The organism is Vibrio agarivorans (genome assembly GCF_030409635.1).
GTDB classification, from domain to species: domain Bacteria; phylum Pseudomonadota; class Gammaproteobacteria; order Enterobacterales; family Vibrionaceae; genus Vibrio; species Vibrio agarivorans.
The window spans coordinates 855,424-874,748 of the sequence record NZ_JAUFQF010000001.1 but is presented as its reverse complement, the minus strand read 5'-3'; the positions used below and the strand labels follow the sequence as shown (position 1 = coordinate 874,748).

Genomic DNA, 19,325 nt, shown 5'->3' with positions numbered 1-19,325 from the left:
ATCGATAAGGGTAAAGAATGAAAGATAATCTACAATGGGTTGAGCAAGCGTGGAGCGATACGTTTGACAAGGTAAAGCTTACAAGTGAAAACATCTCCGCACGTTTCCCGACAATGACAGCAGATGGTATCTACACGGATAGCGACAGACTTTGGGGCTGGGTAGTCGGATTCTGGCCTGGTTTATTGTGGTTATTGCATGAGAAAGAAGACTACGCTCCTTTCAAAGATATCGCGATACAGCGTGAAGAGACCATGGATGAGGCATTAGATGAATATGTTAATATTCATCACGACGTGGGCTTTATGTGGCAACTTACATCAATAAAGCAGTATGAGCTGTTGGGGAATGAGCAATCTAGAACTCGAGCCCTAAGAGCAGCAAGTCATCTAGCCAGCCGTTTTAATATCAATGGTCGATTCCTGACTGCTTGGAATAAAAATGATGTTAATGATGCTGATCCAAGGGGTCTTAGTATCATTGATAGCATGATGAACTTGCCTATCTTATATTGGGCAGCAGAGCAACTCGATGCCCCTCGATTTAAACTTATTGCAATGGCTCACGCTGATACCGTGTTGAAGGAGTTTATCCGCCCTGATGGCTCAGTAAGACACATGGTTGAGTTTGATTACTTATCAGGAAATGTAAAACAATACCATGGCGGTCAAGGTTACGATGAGGACTCAGCGTGGAGCCGAGGCGCCTCATGGGCTGTTCATGGTTTTGCAATGAGCTATCAACATACCAAAGAGGAACGCTACCTCAAAGCAGCGATGAAGACAGCAGATTTCTTTATCGAACACCTTGATGAGGACTCTGTACCGTATTGGGATTTCAGAGCGCCAAGAGATGAAGCGACGCCAAGAGATACCTCTGCTGGGGCATGTGCTGCTAGTGGACTGGTTTTACTATCAGATTTAGCTCCGACGGAAGAGTTACGCCAGCGCTATTTGAAGGCCGCTAGTGACATTCTAGAAAGTCTCTACAAACACTACGGCACATACGGAGATAGCAGCAACCAAGGAATTTTGGTTGGCGGTACTTTTAACTACCCGAAAGGACTTGGGATTGACTGCTCTTTGATTTACGGAGACTACTACTTTGTTGAAGGGCTATACAGGCTGAAAAATAAGCTAGAATCACTGTAATAGTTTTCTTAACGCTGTGATAAGCGTTGAAATTTGAGCCGATTTCAACGCTTATCATTTCACAAAATGGATGAGTGCTAACACAGGTGTAGTGCTTCCGAGTAAGCGTGAAATGATTGAATGCGTTACAACCTGATTGAACTTGAATAAACCTCAGGATTTATCCGGTCAGGATTCCGTTCCGCAATTTTTCTGGTAGATAGATCTTGGTCATAGTGAAAATCAACAGAGTGATTCAGCTCCATCAGTAACCCTTGGGCTTGAACGTATTGCGGCTGAACGGAATCTGAGGCAGTTTGATCTCTCAGTGGCAAAGTAAAATTCAGGTACTCTTTTAACCATCCTCTAGCTGCTAGTATGAAGCCATTAGAATGGTCACTAGCGTCTTCTATTAATGCCACGGTCGTTACTATACTCGTAAGCGTATCAAAACTCACCACGTAAGTTGACTCATCATTTGGAGGGTTTTTTCTAATGAAGTCGTTAATTAGGTGTTGTGCTACGTCTAGATAGGAAAGCATATCGCTCTCAATATATGCATTGTTGAGTGCATCAAGCTCTAAATTTAAATCAATAGATTTTGTATTTAGTGATGAATAATTATAATCCGCTTGATAGCTTTTATTTATGGAGTTGGTATTAATTTCTTGAGTCTTAGCACGAACGCTATAAACAAGAGTTATGCTCAAAAAGGCAAAGGTTAAAATAATAAAAGAACGGTTCATACAATATGGGTCCTATATATTGCCTAATTCAATTAATAAAATATGCTATTTGGCTTTATTGTGCAGTGTTTAATTTTAACTTGTTTTGTGGCAATAATTGCGAGTTTTCAGTAGGGAGGGCAAAATATGACGTATCAAATTACAAATGTCGATGATGACTTTACAGGCGCTGGATAGTATGGGCCAGAATCAATACTATCCAGTTAATATCAATTAATTAGTAATCTTTATATCTGCGATAGTTTATGTGTTTTGCTACCCAGTCGATATCATTTATTTCTGGAGACCGTGTTCGCTGATCACCGAGCAGCAGATGAGCAATAGCAAATGCAAAATCGATGGTGTATCCGTAGTCTTTACCCGTTATAAACGGTCCATCAATGACGATAGGGCGGTCAATGTAAACCCCATCCTCGTAGTTCTTGTAAAACTCACCACAGCATACATATTGGTGTGTTTTGAGAAAGTTATTTTTTGCAAGTATTTTTGCAGCTGATGAGCAGATAGCGGCTATGTAAGATCCTGATTTTAAGTGGTTTCCTATCATTTCTTTAGTGGGTTTATGCGTTCCTAAATAGTCAGTGTTTGGTGGGCCTCCCACGAGGATTAGAACGTCATAAACTTTATTCTGGTTGTTCGACAGATAATCATCTGCCTTGATGGTGACATTATGGTATGAGCCCAAATTTAACGTATCTTCACACGATAAAATACTCACTTCTATCTGCAATCGACGCAGTATGTCAATGATATTAATGGCTTCGCCTTCTTCGTAGCCAGATGAGAGAAGTATCGCTGCAGTTTTCATAAAATTTCCTTAGAAAAAGGCCCATATCATTTGCCTGAGTAATGATATGGGCAAGCTGGTAAATACCAATTTGGGGGTGGTTTAACTTATCTTTACCAGTAGGTGTTCCAATCGCGGTTTTTTCTTATTAGAGCTTCAAGGAAGAAGTAATCTCCCCAGATGCAGAACTCATCAATACCTCTGCCGTCAGGCTTTGCGTATGTACCATGCAGTAACACACCGTACTCATCGTCATTTTCGCTGATGTAAGAGTCAGATAGATTCTCAATGGCTTTATCAACAAAAGCTTCATAGCGAGCTCGGTCAGCATCTCCAACAGGCAGGTGCTTTAGTAACTCCTGCAATCCACATAGGAAAATTGCGGTCGCTGAACTGTCGCGCGGCTCGTCCCCACTTGTGAACGTCAAATCCCAATAGGCGACTAAGTCTTCTGGAAGGTGATCAAGAAAATAGTCTGCAAGTTTTTTAGACATTTCAATCAAACTGTAGTCACCAGTATGCTTGTAACTTAGGGCCAAACCGTAAACTCCCCAAGCTTGTCCACGAGCCCAGGTGGACTCATCTGAATAGCCTTGGAAAGTCTTGCCACCAATAGCGGTTCCGTCATTTTTATCAAAGAAATAGGTATGGTGCGTAGAGTAGTCATCACGAATGATATGGCTATTTGAACGCGCAAGGTGGCTTAGTGCGATGTTTCTATACTTTTGATCACCAGTGATATCTGTTGCCCAATAAAGCAGTGGCAGATTCATGTTGCAATCAATGATCATACGAACCTTATGGTTAGGGTCATTGACGTTACCCCAAGCCTGAATAACCTGTGCTTTGTCGTGGTATCGATTGATGAGTACTTCAGCAGCACGAACAGCAAGCTCTTTTGCCTTCTCGTTACCATTAATTTTGTATGGAGCAAGGCAAGAAAGTGTAAACAAAAAGCCCATATCATGAGTTTCAAGACAGATCTTCTTGTCAAGTCGCTCTTCAAATTTATCCATTAACGATTCGCCAAGAAGACGGTATTTTTCATCGTTAGTGTTCTCATAGGCCAACCACAACAATCCTGTCCAAAAGCATGTAGTCCATTGAGTATTCTCAATTTTTGGGTAGACCAAGTTTTCACTAGCCGATGCAGGAAAACCATCATGATAAACTGTCATCATAAGGTCAACTTTCTTTAATACGCGTTTGATCGCATCATCGACAATATTGTTATTTTCCGCCACTTTATTGTTTGGCGTTTCAATCTCACAAGTCACCATTTCTACTCTCTTAATTCAATTTGTTGTGAAGGTGTTGGTAATTATCTGAGGATATACTCAAGTTAATTAACTGATGTCTATTTTAATAAATACTGATTATGGTTTTGTGGTTATGCTCACGTTATGGTTTATGAGATTGTCAATTAAAATAAATTGTGGTTTGGTTCACGGGTTTATGTTCTATTTTGTTTTTATAATTTCCCTCGATATAAAGATTTCAGATGCTGAAACGATATTTTATTTTGTGTGTCAAGGGTGTATTTATTATGAAAAAAAAGAACGTCATTATTTTTTTTACTGATCAGCAAAGGTTTGACACATTAGGTGTGCATGGCAATCCAATGGGGCTGACTCCTAACCTCGATCATGATGCGGTGCGTGGAACACATTTTGAAAATGCATTTACACCTCAACCGGTGTGTTTGCCAGCAAGAGCTTGTTTGCAGACGGGTAAATATGCATCAGAAACTAACTGTAATACCAATGGTAGTAGTATGTCTTCTGATGAGCGAACGCTCGCTCACTTCTTTAACGAATCAGGCTACAAAACTGGCTATTTTGGTAAGTGGCATCTTAATGCGTCATGTGTAGGTCCTTTTGATAGCCCGCAAGGTGGGTACCAAACATGGCGTGCAGCTAATATCCCTGAATTTGTTTCAGATGCCTATCGAACGGTTGTTTATGACGAAGTAGGGAATGAACTGAAATTGCCAGGGTATCGCGTAGATGCGATTGTTGATGAGGCGATTCGATACGTTGATGAAAACCAGGACTCACCATTCTATATGATGGTTTCTTTGCTAGAGCCTCATATGCAAAATCATCGTGATGACTTCCCAGCACCAACAGGTTATAGCGAGCGTTACCTAGACAATTGGACTCCGCCTGATCTCAAAGCGCTTGGGGGCACTAGTGCTTCTCACCTACCAGGTTACTACGGCATGGTGAAGCGAATTGATGAAGCTTATGGCCGCTTAAAGGACGTGCTAAAAAGTCTAAATCTATTAGATGACACTATCGTGATCTTCACCTCTGATCATGGCTGTCACTTCAAAACGCGCAATGGTGAATATAAGCGCTCATGCCACGATGCATCAATCAAGATTCCAATGGTAATGGCAGGTGGTCAGTTTAACCGTGGTGGTCGATTCGAAAACCCGGTCAGCTTAGTGGATGTTGCACCAACACTTTTGGATGCCTGTGGCATTGAGGTTCCATCTGATATGTCCGGTCAGTCGTTGCTTCCTCTTGTAGAGAAACGCGACCAAAACGTGAGAAATCATGCTTACGTCGAAATCAGTGAGTCACATGTCGGTCGATGCATTCGAACAACTCGATGGAAATACAGTGTTAAGCAAGTTGAGTCTGATACTTATGTCGATGACTTCTTGTACGACCTACAAGCGGATCCATACGAGTTGGATAACTTAATTGGCTATAAATCGCATGATGGTGTGGTTAGCAAGCTTAGAGAAACGTTAAATCAACAGTTGGACGACATCGGTCATAACGCTATCACGATTCAAGACGCTCCGTCTAAAGAAGCCGGGCAACGAGTTGTGTTTGACTATGAAATCGAGCTGTAAGCAGTGAATAATTTATTAATGGAAGGTTGAGAGGGAAGTATGATTGATATCGCGATACTTTTTGTCTATTTCGGTTTCTTAATTGCGATCGGTTGGGCATTCAGAAAATTTAGTTCAAATACCAGTGACTATTTTAGAGGGGGCGGCAAGATGCTGTGGTGGATGGTGGGGTCAACCTCATTCATGACAGCAGTCAGTGCAATGACGTTCACGGGTCATATGGGTAAAAGTCTAACGGGTGGCTTTGCAGTCGCAATCGTTGTGTTTTATGCCTCTGCACTAGGTTTTTTATGTAACTATCTGTTCTTTGCTGCCAAAGCTCGACAAATGCGAGTGATTACACCTTTAGAAGGTGTGAGAATGCGTTATGGTCGTATTAACGAACAGATCATGATGTGGTCAAGAATGCCTTTGGGTATCCTTCAGGCAGCGATTTGGGTAAATGCGCTTGGGGTATTTGCAAGTGCAGTTGTCGGTGTGCCTTTGGAAGTGACGATTGTTGTCACAGGTAGTATCGTTGTTTTCATGTCCCTGATCGGAGGCAGTTGGGCCGTAATTGCATCAGATTTTATGCAGATGGTTATTCTAACTGTGATGACATTGGTGACAGGTCTTGTCGCACTGTGGAAGGGCGGCGGTGTCGTTGAACTTATGTCGAATGGTCTTCCAGAAAACCCAATTATTGGTGATGGCTACAACTACACATACCTGTTTGTAGGTTGGTTCCTGTGTATGTTTATCAAGCAGTTCTTGACGACGAACAATATGTTGAGTTCTTACCGATACATTACTGCAAAAGATACAAAAAATGCTCGAAAAGCGGCATTGTTGGCAGCGTCACTCATGTTAGTTGGTCCGTTGGTTTGGTTCTTACCAGTATGGTTTGTTTCAGGCCATTACCCAGATCCTTCAACATGGGGCATTACGGAATTAGGTAACAAAGTCACAGACGCGACTTATTACATTTTCGTCAAGCGAGAAATGCCAGTCGGTATGATCGGCCTACTACTTGCAGCAATCTTTGCAGCGACAATGTCCTCAATGGATTCTGGTTTGAACGGAAACTCCGGTATTGTCATTAAGAGTATTTACCAGCCATACATCAATAAAGGAGCTTCAGAAAAACACTTATTGAAAGTAGGCAAGATGCTAACAGCAGCATTTGGGGTTGTGATCATTCTAGCGGCGCTTGGGCTTTCATCGCTCAGACAGTACGGTCTGTTTGATTTGACCATGCTGATTAATACTCTGATTGGTTTCCCGATTCTGATTCCGGCTTTGTTGGGCTTCTACATTAAGAAAACACCAGAGTGGGCTGTTGGCGGTACTATCTTAGTCGGTATGTGTGTATCAGCAACCATTGCATTTGTTATTACACCAGAGATGATTGCGAGCTTCTTAAACTTAGAGCAGCCGTTAACTAATCGTGAGTTTACGGAAATGAAATCTGTAACGCTTGGTGTTATTGGACATGGTCTTATTACTCTACCGTTCTTTGTATGTTCTCAATTCTTCTACAAAGGCTTAGCTCCTGAGCGTGAGAAGAATATCGAAAAGTTCTTTTCTAATGTTGCAACCGAAGTTGTTGTAGAGGAAACGGACGAAAGCATCGAGCTAGATAACAGACAGTGCCAAGTGTTAGGTAAAATGATTCTGGTTGCAGCTGGGTTTATCCTTCTGTTGACGCTAGTTCCTAACCCGCTTTGGGGAAGACTGATCTTCCTATTCATGTCAATCATTGTTGCTGGTATTGGTGTTGCTCTACTGAAAGCAGTGAAAAAACCAGATTACAAACTATCAGTTGCTACTGACTAGTTAGTGTCATAGCTAAGTGAGCACATACTGATTGAATAGGTATGTGCTCTTTTTCAAATCAAATATGTTGAAAGTAGTTCTATGAAAGAAGACAAATTATATATAGACAAGCTCTATCTCAACAATCAATTAGAGACAAGTTGTCTCGAGTCTATGCCTAAATTGACTTGGAAAGTGCGAAGCGAAGCTCGTAATGATGTTCAAGTCGCTTATCAATATCAAGTCTCGACAACAAGTTGCTTTACAAGATTGCTCCTTGATTCAGGTATGGTTGAAAGTGATCGTAGTGCTAACGTTAAAATGGATGCACTTGTTCTGAAAAGTTCGACTACGTATTTTGTGCGTGTTAGGTGCTGGAATAGTCAAAACCGAGTCACTGATTGGAAAGAAGCGAACTTCTTAACAGGTATCATCAATGAGCCGTGGCTAGCTCGATATATAACCTGTGGTGACGATGATACACCGTATGAACAACAAGCTTTTTACATTAAAAAGTGTTTTAACATCGAGCGAATTCATCAGGTTAAATCGGTCACTGTTCATGCGACAGCGGGTGGAATTTATCAAGCGTACTTCAATGACACTGAGGTGATAGACGGGGTGCTTAAGCCCGGTTTCACCAGTTATAACGAAAATCACCTTTATCAATCTGCCGACATTACCGAGCAAATTAAAGAACAGAACGTGATTACCATGCATGTCGGAGCTGGCTGGTATTGCGGGCGTTTAGGTTGGTTAGGTGATAGCGCCTTATACGCTGAAAAGCCCGGCGTTATTTGCCAGGTTGTGGTGCGTTATGAAAGTGGCGAAGAAGAGGTCATTGCGAGTAACGACACATGGCAATACAAAGCCTCTCCGGTGGTGTTTTCTAGTATCTATGATGGTGAAATCTATGATGCTAGAAAGGAAAGCTCAGATTGGAATCAAGAAACCTCATCCAATGATGATTGGAAGCATTGTCAGGTTGTGCCATTCGACGAACGAGCTCTCAAACCACAAACTAGCTCTGGTATTAAGTTCATAGAAACACTAAAACCTAAATCGATACTCAAAACTCCCAAAGAAGAGACCGTCGTTGATTTTGGGCAAAATATCTCCGGTGTTGTTGAACTTGAAATTTCCGGAAATGAAGGTGAGCAAGTCACCATTGAGCATTTTGAAGTGCTTGACCAAGATGGCAATGTCCATACTGAGAATCTGCGTACCGCAGCACAAAAGAACACCTTTATTATTGGTGCCAACAAGCAATATAGATATGTACCTCATTTTACTTTCCAGGGTTTTAGGTACGTAAAAATCACTAAGTCTTGTGAAGATATAGTGATTGATCAAATCGAAGCGACAGTGCTGCACACAGCAATGGAGCAGACTGGACACTTTGACTGTTCGAATTCTTTGTTGAATAAACTCCATGAGAATATTCGATGGGGAATGCGTGGTAACTTTGTTGATATTCCAACAGATTGCCCTCAGCGCGATGAACGACTTGGGTGGACAGGTGACGCTCAAATCTTCTCAAAAACAGCGTGTTACCTCTATGACTCACAGAGCTTTTTCTCTAAGTGGTTAGTTGATGTTCGTTGCGATCAGCTCCCAGAAGGAGGCATTCCTTTCGTCGTGCCAGATACGCTTACAGGCCGTGTTGACGATCATCCTTTCTTTAAGAAAAGCACCCACTCCGCAGCGGGTTGGGGCGATGCGATAGTGATTATTCCTTGGCATATGTATCTCATGTATGGGGATACCGATGTATTGAGAGAAAACTATCAATCAATGTGTGACTACATCTATTTTGTAGAAAATCAATCCGTTGATTATGTATTTGATATTGGTATTCAGTTTGGTGATTGGTTGGCTCTTGATGCTGAGAAAGGAAGCTTTTTTGGTGGCACCCCAACCCGTTTAACAGGAACTGCCTACTTTGCATATTCCACAAAACTTTTAGCACAGATCGCAGGAATTTTAGGTTATGAAAAGGGAGAGGAGTACTTCTCTCAACTGTATTCAAATATACAGAAAAAGTTTGTATCTGAGTTCATTGGTGAGTTCGGAGAGCGAGTACCTAAGACTCAGACGTCCCACATCCTGCCTCTGTACTTTGATCTAGTTTCAGCAGAGCAGAAACCAATGCTTGCTTCTGGCCTCGTATCGTTGATCGAAAAGAATGGTGGTCATTTGAATACTGGTTTCTTGGGAACGCCGCATATCTGTGATGCGCTGAGCGACAATGGTTATCCAGAAGCAGCATACAGTCTACTGCTGAAAGGCTCATACCCATCTTGGCTACACCAAGTCAAGTTAGGGGCGACGACGGTTTGGGAGCATTGGGATGGTATCCAAGCAGACGGTGCACTGAGAGATCCAGGTATGAACTCGTTTAATCACTATGCTTATGGTGCTGTAGGTCAGTGGTTATACAGTAATATTTTGGGTATAAGGCCCATTGAGTCGAAAGCGGGTTTCCAAACCTTCCGTATCAGTCCACGATTAACTGAAAAACTGCACAATGCATCAGGCTCTTATTGCACTGCTTATGGTGACGTTAAGTCTTGTTGGGAAAAACTCGACGCAACACATTTCCGTCTCGAAATAGAAGTACCATTTAACTCTTCTGCCATCGTCAGCGTCGAGGGCTACTCGATTGCGACTGTCGATGGCAATAGCATTGACGACAGTGAAGAAATTAAATTGGGCTCTGGTCATTACACGATCGAATTGATGGCGACGGTTAAAGAAGTCGCTTGTATTTAAGAAAAATTTTTAGGAAATAAGTATGTTAAAAAACAACGTTGGAAGTTGGGGCGATCAAGGCGATGGCACGTATATTAATCCGGTTTTAAATGCCGATTATCCTGATTCAGATATCGAACAAGTGGGTGATACCTACTACATGATTACATCAAAGCAACATATGGCACCAGGAATGCCTATCTTGTCATCGAAAGACATGGTCAATTGGACAAATGTTGGATTTGGATTTAATCGATTAACATGGGCACCTGAATATAACTGGGACCGAATGAATGGCTACTCTTTTGGTGTCTGGGCGGGCGATTTAGCATACAACGATGGGACATGGTACATCTATCAAATAGATTATAACCATGGCTTGATGGTGACCACGGCGAAGGATATTGCGGGCCCGTGGAGTGAACCAAAGATTATGCTAGACACCTTATACGTTATGGATGACCCTGCCGTTTATTGGGATAAAGAAACTGGTAAGGCATACATCATCGTTAACGCAGGTGTAAAAGCCGAGCACGCTGATGAACCATCACCAGTGAATACTAACGTGATATATGAGATGAGTTGGGATGGCTTATCAATTATCGATGATGGTCAGGAGGTGTATTCGGGGATCGGCGCTGAGGCAGCCAAAATCTATAAGTTTAATGGATACTGGTATGTATTTTTGGCTGAATGGACGATTGGCGACAGCTCGACAGGCCTTGGAAAAATCAACAAGAAAAACGACCGTAAGCAAGTTGTGTTGAGATCATCTGAAAGTATCTATGGTCCTTACGAGAAAAAAGTCGTGATGCAGAAAGGAAGCCACTTTGGTCACAGAAGTGCGAGCCAAGGGGCATTGCTGCAAGCGCCAGACGAGTCATGGTGGTATATGCACCAATTGGTTCAGAATGACGTTGATCCGTTCCAAGGCCGAGTTCAGTGTTTGGAGCCAGTTGAGTGGATCGATGATTGGCCAATCATCGGCATTGATGAAAATGGTGATGGGATAGGTGAGCCGGTTAAACGTTTCCGTAAACCTATTAATGGTTACCCTGTTCAAGCGCCACTAAGCGATGATGACTTTAGTTCAGAGACGCTCGGTCTACAGTGGGAATGGAACCATAACCCAAGAGACTCGCACTGGTCACTGACAGAAAAACCGGGTTCTCTTCGACTTAAAGCGAGTAGATTAGTACCAAACAAAGAAGGCCATGGTCCTAAAACGAATCAATGGACAAACTCTGATGGAGCGAGCTCTGATTTTTGGCGAGCGTGTAATACGTTGAGCCAACGTATTATGGGTGATACTCACGGTATCGCTGAGGCCAAATTTGATTTAAGTGGCATGAAACCAAATCAAATTGGAGGGTTAGCACGCTTTGGAGGGGTATACAATCTGATGGGAGTGAAGGTTAACTCTTCGGGTGTTCGCCAGTTAGTGTTTATCAACTCGAATGATGAGCAGATTGAAGGTGCGATTGTTGACTCTGATACCTTGTATATCAGAACCACAAATAATGGTAATAGTGCTTTCTTCGAGTACAGCTTAGATGGTGATATCTATGAATTCTTTGGTCAGAAATTTGATATTGAGTTCGGAAACTGGACTGGCGACCGTATCGGCTTCTTTACTTGGAACGAAAAAGAAGAGGCTGGGTATATCGATGTGGAAAATTTCACTTATGATTATGATGGTCCGAAACAGTTCTAATGTTTTATATGTATTTTAATATGGCAACTGTTTAATTGGTGTAATGGATAATAATTTACGCTATGATGTTCATGGTGTTATTATTGTTGCAAAATAAATGATTTCCAATATTATATAAATAATCAAGGCGCATATTTGCCATGTCTTAGGGAGTATTTTGCCTTGATTGAATTTTATTTTTATTTGTTTTTGTGTGTAAGTTTTAATTTCTGAGCAAGACCACAGTATCTCGTTTTAATAGGGGTTTTTTGAGTGGTTTTATAATATCATTTTTATATCGGTTATTTAGTTACTCGCTAATTTATCAATAACTTTTTATTTATGTAAGCAGTGAAAGGAATAATAATGAAAAGCAAAAAACTTATTGCATTGGCAATGACAACGATGGTGATCAGCACGTCAGCTTCGGCAGCAACACTGATGCTTCGTCAAGAGCATAAGTCAAACGATCAAAATGATGCCAATACAAATGCTACCCTTGTTAAAATTGGTGGTAGCATTGGAAATACTTTTATTGGGACTCAAATAATCCATAAAGGTAAGCACCTCAACAGCTACACTCTTGGTAGTACAGAAATGCAACTTGGCCATCGCTATAGTGTCAACGAAGATCTAAGAGTGATACCACAACTACAAGTAACCGCTGTTGGCAGTGGTATTATATATACCCCTATGGCAGCGGTGGATTATAAACTTGGTGGGGGGTTTTCTATACAGCCATTGTATAAGCATAAATTCCATGTTGGTGTAAAAGATGGTGAGTACAATGATACGAAACAAACAAGTCAGTATCAACTTAGTCTAAATTACGCTAAAGATGCCTTAAGGCTTGGTATTCAATATGATTACCATAAAGCTTTAGATGGGCAAAAGTTTTACAATGATAGAGAGTTTAAACAAGAAGTTGAGCTTAAAGCCTATTATCGTGTTGCTCGTGGTTTGACTCCTTTTGTTACTTTCGCAGGGGTGCCTGAGGGAAATAAATCTGACAAATATCAATTGAGAACACGTTTAGGGTTGCTGTATAGCTTCTAATGGGTAGTTTTATCTTGTTTGTATTTGAGGTCACTAATTGCAATTAATTAGTGGCCTTTTGTTATAAGGTATAAAAATAAATATGGGAAAAATATCTTACTTACCAAAGAGGAAAAACAGTACTGTATTGTTATGTGCTGCTCTTGCATTAGGTTTACAAGCCGATATATCAGTTGCTTCAGAACCAGCAATAAACGTATTAGTTTTTTTGGTTGATGATCTTCGAGTTGATATCGGTAGCTATGGTCATAATCAAGTACAAACCCCTAACATTGATAAATTAGCATCGGAAGGTATGCAATTTAATAAGGCCTACGCTCAACAAGCGATATGTGGGCCTTCAAGGGTGAGTATTTTGACTGGTCTTAGACCTGAAACTACAGGCCTTTACACTATCAATAAGCAGGGGAGACTGCGCCCAAATCAACCGAATTTGATTTCGATGCCACAGTTATTCAAAGAACACGGTTACAAGACAATAAGTATTGGTAAAGTATTCCACCACTCGACAGATGATGTAGATCAGTGGACCACTCATATAGAAAAATTGCCTAATTTTTATTCAGATCCTGAAAAAGAGCTCAACAAATTTGCTTATGATGCGGGTGATGTTGATGATGATTTTTATAAAGATGGTCAAGTCGCTAGAGATGCAGTGCGTGCACTGAATGAAATAAAAGATGATCCTTTTTTGATGGTTGTCGGCTTTAGTAAACCACACCTTCCTTTCAATGCGCCTAAAAGGTATTGGGATTTATATGACCGTCAACAGTTTGTTGTGCCATCAAGGGCAGTGCCTGACAATATGCCAGCCTTGTCATTAACAAATTGGAATGAACTAAGAAGCTATGGAGGTATACCCAAAGAAGGCTATACCGACGATTTACTGACCAAGACACTCATTCATGCCTATTACGCGACGGTAAGCTATATGGATGCGCAATTGGGTAGGGTGATGACCTCTTTAGATGACTTGGGGCTAAGAGAAAATACTATCGTTGTATTAATGAGTGACCATGGGTACAAGCTTGGGGAATATGGGGCGTGGAACAAGCACAGCAATATGGAAATAGATGCGAGAGTTCCGTTGATAATTAGTCGAGAAACTAACCACAAGGGTGCAGCAGTAGGTAAGCAGTCAAACTCAATAGTAGAAAATGTCGACATATTCCCGACGGTTATCGATGCTGCAGGGTTACCCATGCCTAACATAGATGGCGTCAGCCTTTTGCCAATAGTTGATGACCCGAATGAAGAGGTAAAAGATGTGGCGTACAGTGTCTTTGCCAAAGAAGCGACAACAAAGATGGGTGTTACGGTAACTGATGGCACGTGGAGATACTCTGAATGGAGGGTGTCAGAAACGCAAGAAATTTTGTCGAGAGAACTGTATTTGCACGCTGAGTCTGACATCGCGACAAGCAATGTCATTGATATTGCAGAGTACGAATTAATACAGGAAGAAATGACCAATAAACTTCATGAACAATATCCTGTAGACGCTCCGTCTTTCAATGTTCGACCTGTTTTTGACAGGAATGATTAACTGAATTTTTCAGAACTCTTTTAAAATGGAATGATGGTAGGTTTATGATTAATAGAAGACAGTTTTTATCGGGTGCAGCCGGTTTGGTTGCTGCCAGTACCTTTCCCAACACAGCATGGCTGAAAACAATTCAAAATTCGAACACCAATGTTCTTATGTTTGCAATTGACGATTTGAATGATTGGATCGGGCCACTCGGTGGTCATCCACAAGCAAAAACACCTAACCTTGACCGACTTGCGGCTAAGGCAACAGTATTTAGCAACGCTCATGCATCAGCACCATTATGTGGGCCTTCACGAGCAAGTCTTATGACAGGGCTTGCTCCATCGACAACAGGAATCTATGGTCATGTTGAAGATGATGACATAAAAAGTGCAAATGATACGGCTAGCAGTGCGATATTTCTAAGTGAGTATTTTGGAAAGCACGGTTACTATACTGCTGGCGTTGGAAAGTTGTTCCACAAAAAAGTTGCGACTGGAAGCTTTGAAAATTATGGTGGCAGAGTCAACGGTTTTGGGCCTTATCCAGAAAAAACGATGAAATGGCACAAACAAGGAACCAGCACGGATTGGGGGGCATTTCCTGATTCTGATGAACAAATGCCAGATTATGAGTATGCGCAATGGTTAGTTGAACAATTACAAATGAATCACGAAAGACCTTTCTTTATGGCTGGCGGGTTCATAAGACCCCATGTACCTTGGCATGTACCGCAGAAATGGTTTGACCTTTATCCAGTAGAAGACATTGAGCTTCCTCCTTATTTGCCAACGGATTTAGATGATGTACCTGAATTGGCAAAATTGATTTCAGACTATCCACAAATGCCAACCACAGAATGGGCGATAGAAAATGATGAGTGGCGATATATTGTTCAAGGCTATTTGGCCTGTGTGTCATTTGTTGATTCCTGTATAGGACGTGTGTTGGATGCATTAGAGCAAAGTCCGTACGCTGACAATACAGCCATTGTATTGTGGGGAGATCATGGGTATCAACTGGGTGAAAAAAGTAAGTTTTCCAAGATGGCTTTATGGGAGAGAGCGACTCGTACACCCTTGATCATCAAGGTACCCAATATCAACAAACCCCAAGTTATAGACAAGCCAGTCAGTTTGTTGGATATTTACCCAACGCTATTGAGTATTAGCGGATTACCGAAAAACAGCCACAATGAAGGAAACGATCTTACGCCGTTAATTTTGGACCCTGACCGAGATTGGCCATATGTTGCGACAACAACCTTTGGTCCAAATAACCATAGTGTTAAGAGCGAACGCTATCGTTACACTCAATATGCTGACGGTTCTGAGGAGCTTTACGACCATAGTGTCGATTCTAACGAGTGGGTGAATTTGGCTGGTGATCCAAACTACACGGCAATCAAAAATGAGTTAATTGATAAACTACCCAAATACAACGCAAATTGGTCTCCCGTTTCCTTCTATACAGGGAATCCATATTTCAAAAACTTGACATTAGAAGCTAGGCAGGAGTTGCTCGAACAGCGCTAAATCGTTATTACTTCATCGTTAAAAAGTGAGAAGCTAAAAGAGAACAGAGGTAACTAATTGAGTCCATATACTGGCGATAGTAAGTCTCTCTGTTCTCTTTTGTTATGCTGTTATCTAAATTAAACGGGCGAGTGTAATAGCGAACAAGACTTACGTCATGTTAACGCCCGTGACTAAAACTAGAATGTCATCAAGAACCTCAGTTGCACCAACATAAATGCCCCATCTGAAACCGATTTCTTCGGTACGTAAAAATTGACCCGTCCCCACTAAATCGCCGTCGATATACATTTCATAGTCCAAACCATTGTCACGAACCTTCATATCAAACGGTTGGCCAATCACGTTATCATGAATTTTAGTGTGCTTACCACCACGTGGGTAGAACCACAGGCTTCCATCACCGTGCACTCTTAGCATGACTGACCAGTGATCTACGTTATTACCTTTCGCTTGGAATAGAGAGCAGTAATGTTCTTTCCCTGGTTTTGTAGAGCAACCTGCAGATTTTAGAACATTGAACCGAGCAGAAAACTCGTGCCAAACTCCAGGTTCTGGTAACCAACGCGCTTCACGGCTAAACGCTTCAACTCGAGCAGCCAGTTTTCGCTTGTTACTGACATTTTCTTCATCTTTAAATAAACGGAAGATTTGTGTATTCCCGTCTTCTTGATACCAGCGGCTCCACAAATGAAACTGGTCTTGTGTAATCGACGGGTGGCCAACGGTATGTATGCGATATTGATTTTCTTCACTGTTGATTGGTCGGCTCCCATACGGGCCGGTTTCTACTTTCTCACGATTGATCGTAATGCGAGAACCTTCAACACCCTCCGACGTAAAGGTTTGTAGGGGTTTTAAAGCATCGGTACTTAATACTTGTGACCAAGTGGGGTCAGTGCCATCTTGTTGATAGAATTGTGAGATATCAACATGCTCTTGTTTTTCTGTATTTTCCTCATTGGCACCAGCGTACGCAGATATGCATAAAGCGAGCAGAAAGGGGAGAGTGTATTTTTTCTTCATTTTAGGTTATTCCTTATCTTAAAAGTACTTAATAAATCACTAGTTGTAGTAACCCATATTGTTAATAAAAACAGAGGGATAGTAATATTTTACCTTTGGTTTGAATGGGATTTGACGTCGATATTCATTTTCATGAAGGTCAAAGGTTGCAATGTGCATAGGTAGCTAAAAAGCTCACTGATAAACGATGAGATTTTCTCTAAGTGAAAACGTGTTTCACTAGCCTTGCGTCACTGTTTTATCTTTTTAGTTATGTCAATTGTGATATTTGGTTTTGCATAGTTATTGGGTTGTTTTGTGATGTGTCTTTTGGAGTTGTTGGGGGTAGGGCAAAGAACTACTTGAAATAGAGTGATGTTTGCGCATATTGGCGTGGTTTCATTAGATTAAGAAAAATTATCTTGCGAATTATGTGACTTGATCTAGGGTTACGTCGAAAGCAAACAAAACAGAGGAGAAGTGAAGATGAGATTATTAGTGGGTTGTATCGCTGCAGCGATGTCTTTGAGTGCATTTGCAATGACTGACAAAGAAGTGTGTGAAGCTTATGGTGTAGCTTTAGCTTCAAACAGTGATAAAGGTAGAGTCGAGTTCATGTCTGAAATGGAGTCCCGCATAGAAAATAAAACGTGGTCTCTAAGCGCGGAACAGTGCAATGAGATCGCGATGGAAAGTAAGTACGAGTTTGACTTAGATTTAGCCATTGATATGTCTTATTAAGTCTGCGCTTGGACACCTAGGTTTCGATCTTACGAAGTTCGTTTTATTTGTCCAAATTTTACGCCCTATGCATAAACGCCTAACAGGTATTTGGTTAGGCGTTTCTTATTGCATAGAATCTAGATTTTATTTGACTCTAACGTCTGCGTCTTCTTGTGCACGCATTACTGCGCCATTGTCACCAAGAAGATAGAGGTTTCTCCACTCCCTCTCACCTTTAGGCTTTTCCGCTACAAAAAATCTAGCATCTGGGTGTGCGTTGGTGATCATTGCAGACATTGCCCAGCCGGATTGACCCTTGCGAAGGAGCTCTTTCTGTTTTTCGAAAGTTTCTCCACCATCTTTGGAGTTGAAGTAAGCCACAACACCTTCACCTTCTTCTTTGTAACCGAGAGCAAAGGTTATATCTGTTGGTGAGTTGATAAAGAAATCTCCGCGTGTATCAACGCCCCAGTTAACTGCAGCTGGGTTTACTGGAGTACCGCCAACCCACTCTTCGCCTGTCCATCGGATGTGAGATGTTTGCTTAGGCCCGCCTGTTTTCTTCACTCCGAGATCAACACCAATGTTAGTGCCGATATGAGGGTACCCATTCTGATCCAAGTGTACCGAACCATTGAATGTCCATTTGTCACCAGTGTCTAACACGAGTGTTTTTTCGTTAGCAAGTTCACGAGTGACAGGGAGTTCAAATGTATCGCCCTTAATGTTACTCCACTTACCGGTTTTAGTATTGAAAACCATGTAATAGGCATTATGGCGTTCTGTGGTATGACCGCGACCATTGTTTGCGTGCACTTTCCAGCAAGGGTGGTAGTCATAAGTGATAATAATATCATCGCCATTTCCTTTGGTAGCCCAAGCATACCAGCTATCAACGGCTTCAATATCCTCGCGTTCTTTATGTTTTAAGAAAGAAATTGGTGCGTCAAATGTACGGCCATGGTCAGTCGATTTTTGGTAAACCCAGTCACTTTCGTGAGCGCCGTGACGGTAGAATAGGTAAATATCACCGTTGTCCATCTTAACGGCTTGATTGTAGTTACCGAAAGGTGGAATATTATCTAACTCTACCCATGCCGAAATATCGTAAGGCTTCTTGGATACGATGTGTTTATTTTTGCCATCGTGGACATCACCGAGTGGGTTTTCACCGTGGCGCGCACTACCACCATGTCCTCCGAAAAAGATGTGAATATAGCCTAAATCATCGATGATCATGGTTGGTTTGCCATGGTTATCAATAGGACGGCCAGATGGAGCCCAGTAGTTGTCTTTACCGAGTTCGCTGAAACCTGCTTTGATAGGACCTTGCCATTCGCCACTGTTATGGTCGTAAGCAACAACGTAAGGATCTTCTAAAGTACCTTGATAAGTTAAGTAAGTAACACCGTTTTCGTGAATCCCGGCAGGCGCTTGTACTACAGCAAGAGGGTTGCCAAACCCGTTATCAGCAAAATAATCAACCATTTCCTTTTGTCCGTCTGCCTCTTGCGCTGCATGACTGCCAAATGCTGCTGATAACATCGCGACTGAAATTGCAGGAGCCAATAAGGATTTTTTTACAATACTTTTTGATGAATTGAAAAAAGTTTTTTGTAGGGTATTTTTTTGACCAAATTTCATCATTATTCCTTTAGTGTTTATAGGCAATGCCCAAATAGGTTAAGTTTGAGAAATACTTTTTTTA

Annotated in this window: 14 protein-coding genes; 9 read left to right on the top strand and 5 right to left on the bottom strand. The window is 41.6% G+C overall.

Annotated elements, in window-relative coordinates; translation table 11 throughout:
• The first annotated feature begins 17 nt into the window (after positions 1-17).
• Entirely contained in the window at positions 18-1,151 is a 1,134-nt protein-coding gene (locus tag QWZ05_RS03710) for a glycoside hydrolase family 88 protein (RefSeq protein WP_264876536.1), read from the top strand.
• 125 nt (positions 1,152-1,276) lie between these two features.
• Here QWZ05_RS03710 and QWZ05_RS03705 read toward each other — a convergent pair whose 3' ends face one another.
• From QWZ05_RS03705 to QWZ05_RS03695, 3 genes are all read right to left on the bottom strand, one after another.
• Positions 1,277-1,876: a hypothetical protein gene (locus QWZ05_RS03705; protein ID WP_264876535.1), complete on the bottom strand. Its 600-nt coding sequence runs from the start codon at positions 1,874-1,876 to the stop codon at positions 1,277-1,279.
• A 217-nt stretch (positions 1,877-2,093) separates the two neighbouring features.
• On the bottom strand, positions 2,094-2,684 hold the full coding sequence (locus QWZ05_RS03700) for a DJ-1/PfpI family protein (RefSeq protein ID WP_264876534.1): 591 nt from the start codon (positions 2,682-2,684) through the stop codon (positions 2,094-2,096).
• Between the two features lie 92 nt (positions 2,685-2,776).
• Positions 2,777-3,943, bottom strand: coding sequence for a glycoside hydrolase family 88 protein (locus QWZ05_RS03695; RefSeq protein WP_290296634.1), 1,167 nt, complete (start codon positions 3,941-3,943; stop codon positions 2,777-2,779).
• Between the two features lie 266 nt (positions 3,944-4,209).
• Here QWZ05_RS03695 and QWZ05_RS03690 point away from each other — a divergent pair, with 266 nt between their 5' ends.
• The 7 genes from QWZ05_RS03690 to QWZ05_RS03660 all read left to right on the top strand — a co-directional run bounded on the left by QWZ05_RS03690 (position 4,210) and on the right by QWZ05_RS03660 (position 15,889).
• Entirely contained in the window at positions 4,210-5,529 is a 1,320-nt protein-coding gene (locus tag QWZ05_RS03690) for a sulfatase family protein (protein ID WP_290296632.1), read from the top strand.
• A 39-nt stretch (positions 5,530-5,568) separates the two neighbouring features.
• Entirely contained in the window at positions 5,569-7,344 is a 1,776-nt protein-coding gene (locus QWZ05_RS03685; RefSeq protein WP_290296630.1) for a sodium:solute symporter family transporter, read from the top strand.
• Between the two features lie 81 nt (positions 7,345-7,425).
• Complete coding sequence (locus QWZ05_RS03680; RefSeq protein WP_290296628.1) at positions 7,426-10,095, top strand: alpha-L-rhamnosidase; 2,670 nt, start codon at positions 7,426-7,428, stop codon at positions 10,093-10,095.
• Positions 10,096-10,117: 22 nt separating this feature from the next.
• Positions 10,118-11,788: a glycoside hydrolase family 43 protein gene (locus QWZ05_RS03675; protein WP_290296626.1), complete on the top strand. Its 1,671-nt coding sequence runs from the start codon at positions 10,118-10,120 to the stop codon at positions 11,786-11,788.
• A 345-nt stretch (positions 11,789-12,133) separates the two neighbouring features.
• Positions 12,134-12,823: an oligogalacturonate-specific porin KdgM family protein gene (locus QWZ05_RS03670; RefSeq protein ID WP_290296624.1), complete on the top strand. Its 690-nt coding sequence runs from the start codon at positions 12,134-12,136 to the stop codon at positions 12,821-12,823.
• An 82-nt stretch (positions 12,824-12,905) separates the two neighbouring features.
• Positions 12,906-14,369: a sulfatase gene (locus QWZ05_RS03665; RefSeq protein ID WP_290296623.1), complete on the top strand. Its 1,464-nt coding sequence runs from the start codon at positions 12,906-12,908 to the stop codon at positions 14,367-14,369.
• Positions 14,370-14,413: 44 nt separating this feature from the next.
• Complete coding sequence (locus tag QWZ05_RS03660) at positions 14,414-15,889, top strand: sulfatase (RefSeq protein ID WP_290296621.1); 1,476 nt, start codon at positions 14,414-14,416, stop codon at positions 15,887-15,889.
• A gap of 150 nt (positions 15,890-16,039) precedes the next feature.
• On the opposite strand, the gene QWZ05_RS03655 is transcribed toward QWZ05_RS03660, so the two are convergent.
• Positions 16,040-16,915: a hypothetical protein gene (locus QWZ05_RS03655; RefSeq protein WP_290296620.1), complete on the bottom strand. Its 876-nt coding sequence runs from the start codon at positions 16,913-16,915 to the stop codon at positions 16,040-16,042.
• A 465-nt stretch (positions 16,916-17,380) separates the two neighbouring features.
• On the opposite strand from QWZ05_RS03655, the gene QWZ05_RS03650 reads away from it, so the two are divergent.
• Positions 17,381-17,635 (top strand): hypothetical protein, encoded by a 255-nt coding sequence (locus tag QWZ05_RS03650; RefSeq protein WP_290296618.1) that lies wholly within the window; start codon positions 17,381-17,383, stop codon positions 17,633-17,635.
• Positions 17,636-17,761: 126 nt separating this feature from the next.
• Here QWZ05_RS03650 and QWZ05_RS03645 read toward each other — a convergent pair whose 3' ends face one another.
• Entirely contained in the window at positions 17,762-19,261 is a 1,500-nt protein-coding gene (locus QWZ05_RS03645) for a BNR-4 repeat-containing protein (protein WP_290296616.1), read from the bottom strand.
• Positions 19,262-19,325: the final 64 nt, after the last annotated feature.

Excerpts from the sequence above, each read along its gene's own strand:
- QWZ05_RS03710 (WP_264876536.1), top strand. The coding sequence starts at position 18 with ATGAAAGATAATCTACAATGGGTTGAGCAAGCGTGGAGCGATACGTTT.
- QWZ05_RS03705 (WP_264876535.1), bottom strand. The coding sequence starts at position 1,876 with ATGAACCGTTCTTTTATTATTTTAACCTTTGCCTTTTTGAGCATAACT.
- QWZ05_RS03700 (WP_264876534.1), bottom strand. The coding sequence starts at position 2,684 with ATGAAAACTGCAGCGATACTTCTCTCATCTGGCTACGAAGAAGGCGAA.
- QWZ05_RS03695 (WP_290296634.1), bottom strand. The coding sequence starts at position 3,943 with ATGGTGACTTGTGAGATTGAAACGCCAAACAATAAAGTGGCGGAAAAT.
- QWZ05_RS03690 (WP_290296632.1), top strand. The coding sequence starts at position 4,210 with ATGAAAAAAAAGAACGTCATTATTTTTTTTACTGATCAGCAAAGGTTT.
- QWZ05_RS03685 (WP_290296630.1), top strand. The coding sequence starts at position 5,569 with ATGATTGATATCGCGATACTTTTTGTCTATTTCGGTTTCTTAATTGCG.
- QWZ05_RS03680 (WP_290296628.1), top strand. The coding sequence starts at position 7,426 with ATGAAAGAAGACAAATTATATATAGACAAGCTCTATCTCAACAATCAA.
- QWZ05_RS03675 (WP_290296626.1), top strand. The coding sequence starts at position 10,118 with ATGTTAAAAAACAACGTTGGAAGTTGGGGCGATCAAGGCGATGGCACG.
- QWZ05_RS03670 (WP_290296624.1), top strand. The coding sequence starts at position 12,134 with ATGAAAAGCAAAAAACTTATTGCATTGGCAATGACAACGATGGTGATC.
- QWZ05_RS03665 (WP_290296623.1), top strand. The coding sequence starts at position 12,906 with ATGGGAAAAATATCTTACTTACCAAAGAGGAAAAACAGTACTGTATTG.
- QWZ05_RS03660 (WP_290296621.1), top strand. The coding sequence starts at position 14,414 with ATGATTAATAGAAGACAGTTTTTATCGGGTGCAGCCGGTTTGGTTGCT.
- QWZ05_RS03655 (WP_290296620.1), bottom strand. The coding sequence starts at position 16,915 with ATGAAGAAAAAATACACTCTCCCCTTTCTGCTCGCTTTATGCATATCT.
- QWZ05_RS03650 (WP_290296618.1), top strand. The coding sequence starts at position 17,381 with ATGAGATTATTAGTGGGTTGTATCGCTGCAGCGATGTCTTTGAGTGCA.
- QWZ05_RS03645 (WP_290296616.1), bottom strand. The coding sequence starts at position 19,261 with ATGAAATTTGGTCAAAAAAATACCCTACAAAAAACTTTTTTCAATTCA.